This is a genomic window from Vibrio sp. KUL78 (assembly GCF_059725505.1).
The window spans coordinates 232,849-245,262 of sequence record NZ_AP045839.1 but is presented as its reverse complement, the minus strand read 5'-3'; the positions used below and the strand labels follow the sequence as shown (position 1 = coordinate 245,262).

9 protein-coding genes are annotated in these 12,414 nt (G+C 44.4%); 2 read left to right on the top strand and 7 right to left on the bottom strand.

Going from position 1 to position 12,414, the window contains the following annotated elements; translation table 11 throughout:
- Nucleotides 1-8: 8 nt before the first annotated feature.
- From AC6I8Y_RS26865 to AC6I8Y_RS26850, 4 genes are read right to left on the bottom strand one after another with little or no spacing between them, the layout of a single operon-like run.
- Nucleotides 9-1,160: a TraU family protein gene (locus AC6I8Y_RS26865; protein WP_418643041.1), complete on the bottom strand. Its 1,152-nt coding sequence runs from the start codon at nt 1,158-1,160 to the stop codon at nt 9-11.
- Nucleotides 1,157-1,300 (bottom strand): hypothetical protein, encoded by a 144-nt coding sequence (locus tag AC6I8Y_RS26860; RefSeq protein ID WP_353500411.1) that lies wholly within the window; start codon nt 1,298-1,300, stop codon nt 1,157-1,159. Before AC6I8Y_RS26860 ends, AC6I8Y_RS26865 begins: the two co-directional genes overlap by 4 nt.
- 3 nt (nt 1,301-1,303) lie before the next feature.
- The gene (locus AC6I8Y_RS26855; RefSeq protein ID WP_498023256.1) at nt 1,304-2,782 is read right to left on the bottom strand and encodes a TrbC family F-type conjugative pilus assembly protein; all 1,479 of its coding nucleotides are present in this window, start codon (nt 2,780-2,782) and stop codon (nt 1,304-1,306) included.
- A complete protein-coding gene (locus tag AC6I8Y_RS26850) occupies nt 2,769-3,269 on the bottom strand; it encodes a S26 family signal peptidase (protein WP_498023255.1) in 501 nt (166 codons plus the stop codon). The genes AC6I8Y_RS26855 and AC6I8Y_RS26850 overlap by 14 nt, the downstream gene beginning before the upstream one ends.
- 163 nt (nt 3,270-3,432) lie before the next feature.
- Here AC6I8Y_RS26850 and AC6I8Y_RS26845 point away from each other — a divergent pair, with 163 nt between their 5' ends.
- On the top strand, nt 3,433-4,284 hold the full coding sequence (locus AC6I8Y_RS26845) for a hypothetical protein (RefSeq protein ID WP_498023254.1): 852 nt from the start codon (nt 3,433-3,435) through the stop codon (nt 4,282-4,284).
- Nucleotides 4,285-4,658: 374 nt separating this feature from the next.
- Here the strand turns inward: AC6I8Y_RS26845 and AC6I8Y_RS26840 are convergent, their stop codons facing one another.
- The 3 genes from AC6I8Y_RS26840 to AC6I8Y_RS26830 form a co-directional block, all read right to left on the bottom strand.
- Entirely contained in the window at nt 4,659-5,723 is a 1,065-nt protein-coding gene (locus AC6I8Y_RS26840) for a replication initiation protein (protein WP_353500407.1), read from the bottom strand.
- A 1,169-nt stretch (nt 5,724-6,892) separates the two neighbouring features.
- Entirely contained in the window at nt 6,893-7,555 is a 663-nt protein-coding gene (locus AC6I8Y_RS26835; protein WP_498023253.1) for a hypothetical protein, read from the bottom strand.
- A 109-nt stretch (nt 7,556-7,664) separates the two neighbouring features.
- The gene (locus tag AC6I8Y_RS26830; protein ID WP_498023252.1) at nt 7,665-11,885 is read right to left on the bottom strand and encodes an Ig-like domain-containing protein; all 4,221 of its coding nucleotides are present in this window, start codon (nt 11,883-11,885) and stop codon (nt 7,665-7,667) included.
- A gap of 162 nt (nt 11,886-12,047) precedes the next feature.
- Here AC6I8Y_RS26830 and AC6I8Y_RS26825 point away from each other — a divergent pair, with 162 nt between their 5' ends.
- Nucleotides 12,048-12,407: a hypothetical protein gene (locus AC6I8Y_RS26825; RefSeq protein ID WP_498023251.1), complete on the top strand. Its 360-nt coding sequence runs from the start codon at nt 12,048-12,050 to the stop codon at nt 12,405-12,407.
- Nucleotides 12,408-12,414: the final 7 nt, after the last annotated feature.

Below are 12,414 nucleotides of genomic sequence, written 5' to 3'. Positions count from 1 at the left end.
GTGCAACGCTACCGAAGACAACAATCGTTCCATTGGTACAATAGATATACAAAGGCATCATTGCCTGGTCTTGTGCGATTCAATCCCCATTTCCAAGTCGTTTCCCCAAGTTTGTGGCAACACTTCTGATCAAAGACTTCTCGGTTATCTTGGTAATTTGGAACTTGAACGCTATTGCCTTCATTAACACTACCAACACTACTGTTTGCGCCATCTACGAAACTGACCTGCGTATTCTGCGCTTCGGGCACTGGAAAAAGCATGCTACTTCTGTACTGCGTCTTTGGTAGGGTAGGGGCATACTGCACTTCACAACTTCCGCTAACCATGTGATTACCCATCGTCAGCCAAGCCTGGCCCCTCCGATGTAGGGTCGCCAATAAGCGAGTAGTGAGCAGTTCCGTATTCCGAACCATGTCGTCGTCAGAGGTAGTCGACGTTCCGGTTAGTGGGTACAGATTTCCTGCACAACCAGCACAAAAAAAGTTCTGTTCTATCTCTCCACCAGCCATAAGTGTTGCGCAGTCTGCGGTGCAAATTGACTGTGCGACTGCGTTCGCGAACACAATGCTTTCAGGCGCCATAAGGAAAGCAAGCATATCTGAGTTGTATAGTGGGTCGACTTCTGAGAAGTACATTAAATCGAGAGTCGTAGCAGACGTGTTATTGCAGTCGGCATTCGTAAACATCTGAATCATCGACATTAGCGGATAAGTCCAATACTTATAGTGAAAGAAAGACTTATCATCAACAGATTGTGTATCTGCCGTCCCTGCATTGCCCAGAGAAGTGACATCGTCACTTAATCTAGAACCAAATGATGGCATGCAGTACGGCGTTGCGCTGAAACTCACAATTCGAGCTGGCTGAAAAAAACCAATTGGCATGCCAACTTCGGGAAGACCAAGATCCTCATCAAAGCATGCGCAAAACGGACTCGATGACGCTGAACCCTCGGGGCTATCACCCAAACCAGCGATTTTCACCGGCAACAAGCAGGACCAACATACTTGGTCGATAATTCCGGCCAGTACATTGGCATCCGGACACATGTCTCCGGCCACTGCGCTTCTAGCGCCATCATTGGCAGTAGCCGATGACGCGAAGACGACACTACAAAACGCAATACAGCCGATTAGACAAGCTCTAAAGAGAATCATCGGCTTGCCGCTCCAACCTCAGATGCCTTTTCAGTAACGAAGCTTGTTATATATCGCAAGTAGTCAGCGTAGTCTGGATGAGAATCGGCTAACCATACACCTATCATCATTCCTGCGACTAAAATTAATATCGTTTTCATACCTTACTCCGATTTTGTTGACTGTTGTATACGATTGAATTGATTGGTCGAACGAACGGTGCTCCTCGAATACTCTTGGATCCTCATTCGCGCGTAATCAGTTGTCTGCAACTTGGTAGGTGTAACTTGAATTCCAAATCTGTCTCTTACGTCGGCAGTAAGAAGACGTATCGGTATTTTGAAGTAATTGTTTATTTCTTTGAGTTGTTCCTTGCCTCTCTCAGGGTCTAACGTCGTAGCCATGAGGATTATTTCACCCAAAGACTCAGAAATGACTAAATGGCGAACAAACTCCATCTCTTCAGTGTCATTCGGATTAAAGACGTAAATGGTCATATGCATTGGCATGTGTTGCATGGGGTTGTACTTTTCGCCAGAACGAGCAAGTACGGTACCGTCGACAGCTTTTACATCTCTTGCCACAACCTTTGAAGGGTCAAATAGAAACGTCTTATCTACATCTGTAGAGGGGAGATCGATATAGGTTCGGATGCGCCAATGACGTTGAACGGCTTCTTCTTGTGCTTTTTCCCAGTCAATTCGTTCCGTTCTTTCCGCAACTTCCTCAATCCAGTGCCTTTCCACAATCTTTCCGACAGTACCGAGCTCCCCAAGGAACAGCGACGACTCGTTCCCCTTTAGCATTGCTTGTTCCGCTTTATCCATGAGGTAACTTGGATTGATTAATCCGTATACTTTGGCCGTGAAACTCTCCCCGGTAGGGCGATTGGTTTCCCAAACAAGTGCAGGAACTCTGTCGATATTGAAAGAATCAAACGGCAGGGGGTTTAGATAGATCGCTCCTTTGGTTTCAGCAGGTATAGACGTGAATGGAGTGCTTCCCTGTTCAATTTTCTTCTTGATTTCATTAAGTTTAAGTTGCTCAGTCGCTACGTACTTAATCATGCTGTTTAGATTGTCATGACCAGGAATTAGCCCTTTGTACATGACTCGAGCACCCCATTCCGCTGCCATTTCATACGCTTTTTTTAGCTGAAGCTCGCTCATAGAGGAGGAGACAAAAATCCACAAAGTGGAGGACTGTGTTTGATTGGGTGTTCCTCTGCTTACATCAGCCTTAAGACTTTGCTCAAGGGGGGTAGGAGAGTGTGTAAAGGGTGCTAGTGCATCCTCTGCTTTGGAGCGAGCTTCTGAACCAAGCAAGCTTTCTAAGTGCTCGAAGTCAATGTATGACTGCCCATCATTGTCGATTCGAAGAAGGTTGTGATTCTCCGCAAGCATCTGATCGTTAATTTCCTGAGCCTGCGATTTTAATTCAATAAGCTCATTTCGCATCTTGTCAGAATTCAAGATCTCTTTTGAGCGATCTAATAACGCTTGCGTTTCTATATTCGATTTACCTTCCATAGCTTGCGATATTTGCGACTTACTTTCTTGAATGCTATTGAGATCTTGCTCGGTGAGATTAGCCATCACTTGAGTTGCAATTAAAAGACATGTCAGGCTACTAAAAAATCGCATAACCAACCCCCATCAAATTTGTCTCTTTGGCAGTTCCCCAATAACGACTATCAAAACTTTGCGGTAGGGTGCCTATTAGAAACAGCTCGCCTTCTTGAACAGTGAAGTCACGTTCGATGTTCTTAGGGGGCCACTTTAAGTAACTGAGCATGCGAGATGCATCGATGTTGTATTCACGTGAATAGTGTTGGTTCGATACGATCACTTGTTTTGTAGTCACTACAACTCTGTCTCCAGGTACCCCAGCAACCAGTTTTAGAAAGTTAGTACCATCGGCAAATAGTGGTTCAGCATTGGAAGCAAGAACTGACACCAGTTGCTCTCTAACAGGCTCAGTGTTGTTTTTATCTATCACTGCATAACTAATAGGAAGACATCCAATTGCTGATGCCGTTACTTTGACTTCAAATCGCTGTGTCAGATAGATAACGATTGTCAGGAATACACCAGCTGCTAGGACGAAACTCATTGTGAACTGTAGTTTCATGCTTCTCGACTCATTGATGAACGTAGGTGTTAGTGTGACGTCTTTATGTAGCTCATTTCCTGATTAAGCGACCCAAATGGCGTATTGAATGCGCAGCAGACGGACTTTTTGATTTCATAGCGGGAGTAAACTGGGTTGGCAGCCTATAAGTCAGGAGTAAATTGTGATGAATACACCACTACGTCCAGATCCAACTCGTGTTGAATCTCAAGCTAATCCCAATGTAAATAGTCAAGGTGGGGGAGGGCACATGCAGCAACCTCTAAGGCCACGTCGAAACGCCAGTTCTTCACAGAGTACAAATGTATCTGCGCAGCCAGCAGCTTCAGAACCTGTGACCGATGTGGCGGTGCCGACGAATACAAGGAGCTTCAAAAGCACTTCTGTTAATGCAGACCATCGACAGCAACCCGCCAATGATGAATCATCGCGAGAGGATACAGTAATTGGAGCGCACAGTTATAAAGTGCATGGGTCTAAGGCCGCACTTGATATCAAATGTGTCGAACACATGAAAGATTCAGAAAAGCACCTTGTTGATAGAGAAGGTAACAGGGCTGTTTTTCATACTATTCGACTCGAAGCGGCTTCAATTTGCAGTGGACAGAGTCGCTCTTACAAATGGCATGAAAGTGTAATGCTGCGACTGACTCGTAACGAACTTCCATTGTTTATTGGAGTGTGTTTTGGTCTCCTGACCAAAATTAAGTTTTCAAATCATGGAATGTTTAACGACAAACGTAAATATTTCATTGTGGAGCACCAGACGACGCATCTGTTCATTACTCTTGGTCAACCAAAGGATTCTGCACCGAATCCAAACGAGGCGTATAAGTCAGTACCTGTATGTTTGCCTGATGCGCTTGAAATTGGTCTAAAGGCACTTAGCCAGTATTGCCGTAATCATCCACATCTAGACAGTATGACCGTACTTGATCAAATCAAAACGATGTGTGGTATCTACTCAAGCACAGGATTTCATGAAGTCATTGATAAGCTTCCGATGATACGATAGGACTCATTTAACATTTTTTGTCAGTTAATAGTTATCTACTGGTACTATAGGAAACTATAAATATAACTATTAAATGTATTGAGACTATGTAGATCTATAAGATCTATGCATCCTCCTAACTTTTTGTTTTAAAACAGTATTTAGCGTTTTTGGATACACATTTTCCGTAGGTTTGATCTCTTTGTCCGAACTTATGATCATTCTATCCGAATCGTTGATCTCTCTATCCTTCGAATTGATCTGTATATCCGTGTTCGCTGATCATCTAGCTCGATTTAATCACACACTTTATCCGTGTTTGTTGACCGTTTGACTTGGATAAAATTATAGCCAGATTTTTAACTGTGAATAAGTGCGCTATCTCTTTGTTTTTGTTAGTAGTCATCATCAACTGCTATGTTGTTGATCTCGTTTATAAAGCTTTCTATTGAACGTGCCATTTCCACACGTTGCTCTTCTTCTTTCTCTCTGCGTTTTATTGCTAGCTTAATTTTGCCTGCACGTTCATTTTCACCGAGCGATGCGTAGCAGTGAGCGAGGTTCTTAAGCTCCTCTATGTTCAATTCGATACCATCTTTGCGCTTTAGCTCCAGAGTTGAAATGATCTGCTTCATATCTTCGAGGTTGATATTGTGCGCCGGCGCTTCTTTCTCTACCCAACGGTAGAGGAACTTGATTTTGGAGAGCTTGCGACCCTCACGATACACTTCATACCCGTGCGTCTTACCATCTTTAGAATCGAAGAACATGATCTCGCGGTTGGTCTCTGAGTCTTCTTTGATCCCTTTAATGCTAGCTTTGATACAGCGGTCAATAAAGACGCTATTGTTAGCGAAAGAGCTCTTGCCGGACTTTATTTTTCCACTGGCATCATGAAGGCCAAATAGCCCTTTTAAATCTTCTATTTCAAAGGTTTGTAGATACGTACCGCCGCCCTTGAAGCGAGAGAGTATCTCGTAAAGACGCTTGGCGTACTCTTTCTTTAGACTGAGGAAGCTTTGCGTAGTGATCAGAGCGTAGCTGTTGTTGTATTCAATATAAGCCTCTTTGAGCTCGTCGTTTGGCTTCATAGTAAGGAGTCTGTCTTTGTATGTGACACGCTTGAAGATAGAAATGAAATCAAACTCCTGAATAGCTTTCGTTTCGTCTTCTACAAGGACACCTATGTTTTTCTTAGTGAGTCGGTCGGCAACAGGCTTTAGAGTCTTTGCTAAGTCTTTAGGCTCAATACTTAGCCAGCGAGCAAGCTGAGTAGAGGTAAACTCATACGTCGGCGTATTGTTGTTATCCCAGTCCTCAGGCTTCATGTGCGCAATCATGAGCGCAAATAGGTCTGCCTCACGCTGAGTGAGGTCTTGTTGGGAGAAAACAAGCTTGTGAGCTTTTTTGAACTGTTTTGGAAGTGTATGTTTTTTTGTTGTATTGACCTTGTTGCCCATGGTCTCTTCTCAATGGTGTTCCTATTGAGAGGAAGTATAACAGGTAATCCGTGTTGTGATCACAAGAAATCCGTGTTTCATTACAAGAAATCCGTGTTCTATTACACAGAATCCGTGTTTATTACACGTTATCCGTGTCGCATCACACAATTCCAGTCGTCATCGGTCACGGAAGTAGACACCGAGATAGTTGTAGATTCAGTTCCTTCTGGCGAAGGGTTCGTTCTGACAGGGACAGGGCAGGGCGCCTATATCTAATACAGCAAAATTGTTTAATTGGTGACCAGTTGAGTTTTGTCAGTGAATTAATTGATCATTTAATCCGTGTACTATCACATAATATCCGTGTCGAGTTTCGATCACGAGGTATGTGCCGACAGGCTGGTGTTTCATTGTTGATAAAACTATATGTTATTGTTTAAAAACGCATTTATTCTCGATGGCACCGTTTTCGATCATACTGTGTACACCATTTCAACGCAATATAGCGATACTATTGATCATTTAATCCGTGTTAGTAACGGCAATCAATACCATCATATCTGCTGGATTCTTTAGAAAATGGCTTTATTGATCATATTTTCCGTGTTTTGACGATGGCCAATAGCGCTATCTCTTTGTTTTCTTGTCTTAGTCATACAGATAATCCTTGTTTATTCTCCAAGCATTACAGTTTTTCCGCGCACCGCCGCAGGCACGAGCACCTCTACATTTGGGTTTTTTTTATACATAATCAGCACGCAAAATAACCGTCTATGCCCTTCGCTCACCCACTGTTCGTAATCAACGTCAGCGGGATACATTGCTAAACACTTTCTATTGATCAGTTTATCCGTGTAACTCACACAACTAATCCGTGTTCTATTACACATTACCCGTGTTAGATTACTTGATAACACCCTTTATCCGTGAGATATCTCTATCTCACACAAATAATCCGTGTTTTTTTTATTTGCCCTACACTTTTCCCGTGTTTTTCTTATCGACAAGTTTGAGCGGTACTCCTAAATGCCATTTTTCTTCTTTAATCACACACATTATCCGTGTTTTATCTTTGTTCACACATAAAATCCGTGTTTGCACGGAATACATGTGTGATGTTGATCTATTTGTTCGATCTTCCGCTTACAAGTGTTGGCGATTGCTCTCCCTTGTACAAGTTGAAATACTTAACCACTCTTTAGTTTCACCGTTACTACCTTTCCCTGTATTGCAATCAAGAGGGCATCGTCGTAGTCTCCTATGATCTCTGAGTTCAAATCCGCTTGGTATTCCAGCTTTGTATTGTGGTAACGACAAGTTCCACCAGCATCTAGCGGTGTTTCAACGATAAATACATGGCGGTCTTGCTTTATGGTACCTATTCCAATTGCAGTATCGTTCTTGGAGGTTAACCCCAGGAATTCGTAGGTTGCGCCTCCTAGTTCGCAGCGTTTAGAGTTCCAGTACTGTTTACCATGGTAGCGCTGTGCTTTTTTGGGGATCTGAAGGTATCTGAGCACGTTGTAACTAGCTCCTGCGACGAAAAGGTGCTTGTTGGTCACAGCAATGGATGGTTTTTCGACCACTGATGCCATAAATGCCCAGTCTCTTTTATCGATGCGGTCGAAAGCCATAGTGCTATCTCTGATGGCATATAGGGTATCGATTCCAACTTGCTTGCTCATCAATGAATAACGAACGTTCCTTCCAGTTGAAAAACTCACCTTACCTTCGTTCCTGGTCAACTCAATGGTCTTACTGTTCGTCTTGGTCATTGGTAGTGGTGATTGACTCCATACCGCTCCAGCGACACTCACGCTAACAACTAGCACAATAATTGGTCTGATCATGCAGATCTCCTCTAGGCTGTCTTGCTAGTGTAGTGTTCGTAAAAAGGGTAGAAAGAAGTTAAGCGACCCAAATGAGCCGCTTTAAATTTGATAGGTGTTTAATTGATTGCTATTGAGTAGGCCAAAGCACGGTAATAGTGTCAGTCGCAGTGTCACCGGAGTCATCTTCTGCAACGAGTGTGACCACTGCTTGAGCCCCGTAGTCACGATATTCAGTAATACGCTTACCTATATTTCGACGCTCTACACCATCCACTGTCCAATGATACCTAGCAATTCTGCCATCCACGTCTTCACAATCCGCTTCGATTCTGGCTGATTTAGAGAACATGGAATAGTTAATAGTGCAAAGTGGTGGCGTGTTTGGTACTACTTCAATCCGTTGTGTGAATGATTCTTCTTGACCATATCGAGTGACAACTTCGAACTTGATATCATGGACACCTGCTTGAAGCCCTTCAATCTTGGCTGTACTTCGAGTTTCTTCTTCAATCAGTTCACTATTGAGATACCAGCGATAGTCAGCTGCTCTGTCTGTCGGGTGGCCGCCACGTATAATCGGGCGCATGGTTACATCAAGAGGCGCACGTTGGTACTTATTGGAGAATCGTTCTAGCAATTCAATGCTCATCGGCTCTGGCTCTAGCACTTCGATGTACTCAATAAAATCTTGGTAGTTGCCGCGGTCATCCTCTACGGTAACTGTAATTGGATATAAGCCGGGTTTTTTCGCGGTAAACCTAGCCTTGTATCCAAGATCTCGTGTGAGCTCGACTTTGCCTTGACCGTTCCAGTCGAACTTGAAGTTTTCATGCAAGTTACTGCCAATTGGTCGTCTTAACCAGACTTCAAATTCTGAAGGCGCTACCTTGATACGCTGTCTGTACGCCAAAGTGAACTCTGGGAACTCATATGCCCATACTTGTACACGATGTTTGTATTCAGCGTATGTTTGCTCTTTCGCTCCATCAATCCAAGCCGTTAAGGTAACGTCATGAAAGTCTGCCCACTCTAGATCTGTTTCTGTTGGGTTGAAAACAAAGTCATCACCATTGAACCGGGTACCGTCAGGAGCTATCCATTCCGTAACGATAGGGGCGTTCATTCGAGAGTAAGGCGCAGATACTTTCGCTGCGAGAGAGATAGGCAGACCAACCTCAGTTTCTTTCTCGCCGAGAATTCGAGTTCGTACTGGTCGTGGTGGCTGACCTCGGACACCAAGCGCTACATGTTGCCAAGCATTCGGGTTGCTTTCAAAGCCAATATAGGCGGCACGCGCAGCTATTTTATTGGTACCCAGCCCTTCAACGGTATGGATAAGCGAGGCACTACCATCAGCATAAGTTGCACCACCATCGGTTGACCATTGAACAACAAGACTTGATAAGTCAGCAATGCTTCCGTGATCGTACAGTGTATATTCTTCTGTCAGACCTTCGATAACGTTGGTTGCACCGTCAATCTCTAGATCAGGCACACCATAACTCATCACTTGCACCCTATCTGTAGAGGACTCAATACCAGTGAACCTGTTTTTTACTTTCGCTTGAACCCACCAAACTCCCTCAGTTTCGGCACGGTACATGAATCGTTTTCCTTTCTCGGGATACTCTTGCCATGTTTGGGCATTATCGTCACTGATGTACCACGTCACTTCTTCTGCCGCATCTTTGTCTTCCCTAGAGGCGTGCACGTACTGGATCATGGTCGACAATGGCGCAGGACCAGAAATACGCATGGTTTTTAACTGGCCTTCGATTGCCGTTCCTTTGAGTACCTGTACTGTGGACTTGTTGGAGCGGACAATATGTTCGTAGTCAGGGTTTGGTGATTTCAATCTGGCTTGTGCAAAGTAACGAGTCTGCCCAATGCTTTCAGGTGCCCAATCAATGGTAAATGGGGTGTTTCCATCTGATGCAACACTCTGCCAATCAGTGAGAGGTGAAATGCTGCGATCTTTGTTCTCGGCTACCACTTGAACATCCCAGTCACCCATATCACTGGCTTTGTAGCGGATCTGGCGGTAAAAGGTGTCGTAAAGGCCAAATGCTGAATCCAGCGTAAGTTCATCAGCCGTAGACAATTCTTTTACTCCAGACTCTAGTCTCATTCGGATGCGCTTAGATGGTACGGCATAGCTGTATGCCGAGTTTTCGACAGAAATATTGGGCATTAATGAATATCGTACTTCGACGGTATAAGTGTTCTCATCCCAAAGCTTACGGTTATAGGCTTTCTCAGTGTCCATGACAGTGTAAGCGACATTATGATACGTGTATCTTGGTGATTGTCTGACCACGTTTGAGTTGAGCACTTTACCATCGCGCTTGAGAGTTACAGTGATCGGCGATGATGCTGACCTGACTCGATATCGTGTTACTTTCGACTCGCCAGGTTCAACAGCGTACCGATTGTGTGCAAACTGCTCCTTCTCATCAAAGAGAATTTCGGGTGATGGAGGCGCTGCAACGAGTAATGTGACATCGTCATTTTTGACTAAGTTCTTCCTACCGAACTTATCGTGCAACCAAATTCTCGCACTAATATATGCATCGCCATCAGTCGCGAAAGCGCCAATCAATACTGGCTCGGATGTATCCCATGCAGACTCAAGACCGATAGGTGTTTCCAGCCATTCTACGGAGCAGTGCAACTGCCCATGCTCTCGGATTGCTGTGACGGCCTCGATTTCAGATTTGAACATAGTGCAGCGATTTCCGGTACTTTGTTTAAAAGTGATCCCTTGGTTTTGCACTAAAGCGAACTTTTGATTTTCTACATCAGAGTAGCGGAAATCGAGTGGAAGGAAGTTAAGTGTAAAGGTACGCTCGACTGTATTCCCATTTCCGTCTGTACCTGCAATGGTGAGGTCGTGGACTGTACGTGCTTCTAGGCTAATGCCGTCCTGAATGGCTCTAGCCATGGTGAAATCACCTTTGTGTTCTATTTCTTGGCCATCAAGTTTTACAGAGGTGATGACATTATTGTTGGATGTCTCATCTTGTATTGTAAGTACGAGGTGCTCAAGAAAGAATACGGGGTCGCCATTTGTGAACTTATCGTCAATGTTAAAGAGGTGGATCTCAGGATCCAAGCGGTCGATAAGGGTGTTTTCATGTTCAATAGATGATCCATTGTCGAACACATCACTCGCGCTAATCTCCCCGCGATAGATGCCGTCTTTAATGCTAGCGACGTTAAATCGATACACGTATTTGTCACCAATACGTTCTGGAGTGCCGTGTGACGATAGCGTTGAGTCTGTGTAGTACGAAAGACTGGTTCTGAAGAGGCTACTAATGTTTTCGCCATTAAGTGTTATGTACGATACATCTTGAGCGTGTTGTTCGTCTGGGGTTATGTCTAGCGATAGACTGGCTGGCAACCACCAAAAGTCTGATTGGTTGACGCTGTGTGGTGAGCTTATAACAACCACTGCCTCATTATTTTCAACCGTAACAGGAGTGCCATCCACATCAAGCACGGTTGGGTGGCTGACAGAAGCATCTTGACCTCGCGCATTGAAGGCATATTGCTCTATGACTGGAGGGCGAAAGTCCCACGCGAAAGAGATGGTTTTGTTGTTGCTGAACGTCGCGTACTTGTCGCTAACTTTGAATCCCACCGGCATGGTTCCGACCAGTTCCGTGGCACCCGAGGAGATACTGATGTTTATCCCTGCTAGGTTACAACTTGTTTGTCCTTCTGGCACCGTACAAGCCCGATCGCTGAGAACAGGGATTTGAATTAGCTGGTCGTATGGTCGTGGTTCGACTTCGACACGCACGTTTTTGAACCGTTCGTTTCTGTCGTGAGTTATTGGTGTGTATCCACTAATGTCGCGGTCATTAGTTATGGTAGTGACATTGGTTACGAGAGGGGGTTCAGGCTCAACGACGGTGTAATCAAGGGTTCCTGTATCGATGATCACTTTCTCGTGGTTTGAACCGGAAAAGAAGGATATCGTGTAATCATGTGAATACTCACCTGCAGCGAGTAGTGCGCGCCCTTCCAAGTCAAACAGGTCTTGCGACCATCCTGTTCCATTTGTAGCCGATGAATTTGTCCATTCAAAGTAACAATAAAGCTGTTCGACCGTCGAGGTTTTCGCAAGCTCTAGATCCGTCGTGAGTTCGCACCCCTCGTTACTCCCAGGGGTTTGTCGCCCAAGTATCTCGTATTCCTTGACACTGCGATAGATTGTCTCGGGTAACGTCACTTCGAACTTTGGCATAACGGTTTTGATAGTACCTGTGATCGTGACCGTTTTTGCGAAAGACACTAGGCTAATTGAGGCGAACCCCAGAGCTAGAAAGCGATTTAGGCGCATGATGCTGTCCCTTTTTTTAAAGCAATAGAGATAGCGTAGAGCTAGCAATTCTCCTTTTTCCCAATTAAGCAGCCTATTTCGGCTTCATTAGTGTGTTTTCTAACCTCTGCTTTGTTGCTTTCACTACCATAACGGACATTACGTCGTGTGAAGGGGGTTATCATGAAAAAGAAATTATTGTTTGGCTGTATTGTTGGCTTGCTTTGTTTTCCTGTGTTTTGGGTATACCAATCAGATTTTGCCGAGACCACAGTAGAGACTGAACATCACCTGTTGCTTGGTGAATGGCAGAGTGACAATGGACTTAGTTTTGAAATCGTCGATGAAGGGTTGATTACTCAGACTGGGTTGCTGCGTGTTGCTTTCACTCGAGATAAGGATCGCTTGATTGGAAAAAGCAAGTTCCAGGAGTTTACATTTGAACCTATGAAAGGGGAGGAGTGGACACTTAAGGTGAAGAGAACAACGTTTGAAGACGTACCTGAAAAGACCTACGTTATCTCTCGCCCATCCACTGAATAACATTGGA

Coding starts and splice junctions, on each gene's coding strand:
- AC6I8Y_RS26865 (WP_418643041.1), bottom strand. CDS start 1,160: ATGATTCTCTTTAGAGCTTGTCTAATCGGCTGTATTGCGTTTTGTAGT.
- AC6I8Y_RS26860 (WP_353500411.1), bottom strand. CDS start 1,300: ATGAAAACGATATTAATTTTAGTCGCAGGAATGATGATAGGTGTATGG.
- AC6I8Y_RS26855 (WP_498023256.1), bottom strand. CDS start 2,782: ATGCGATTTTTTAGTAGCCTGACATGTCTTTTAATTGCAACTCAAGTG.
- AC6I8Y_RS26850 (WP_498023255.1), bottom strand. CDS start 3,269: ATGAAACTACAGTTCACAATGAGTTTCGTCCTAGCAGCTGGTGTATTC.
- AC6I8Y_RS26840 (WP_353500407.1), bottom strand. CDS start 5,723: ATGGGCAACAAGGTCAATACAACAAAAAAACATACACTTCCAAAACAG.
- AC6I8Y_RS26835 (WP_498023253.1), bottom strand. CDS start 7,555: ATGATCAGACCAATTATTGTGCTAGTTGTTAGCGTGAGTGTCGCTGGA.
- AC6I8Y_RS26830 (WP_498023252.1), bottom strand. CDS start 11,885: ATGCGCCTAAATCGCTTTCTAGCTCTGGGGTTCGCCTCAATTAGCCTA.
- AC6I8Y_RS26825 (WP_498023251.1), top strand. CDS start 12,048: ATGAAAAAGAAATTATTGTTTGGCTGTATTGTTGGCTTGCTTTGTTTT.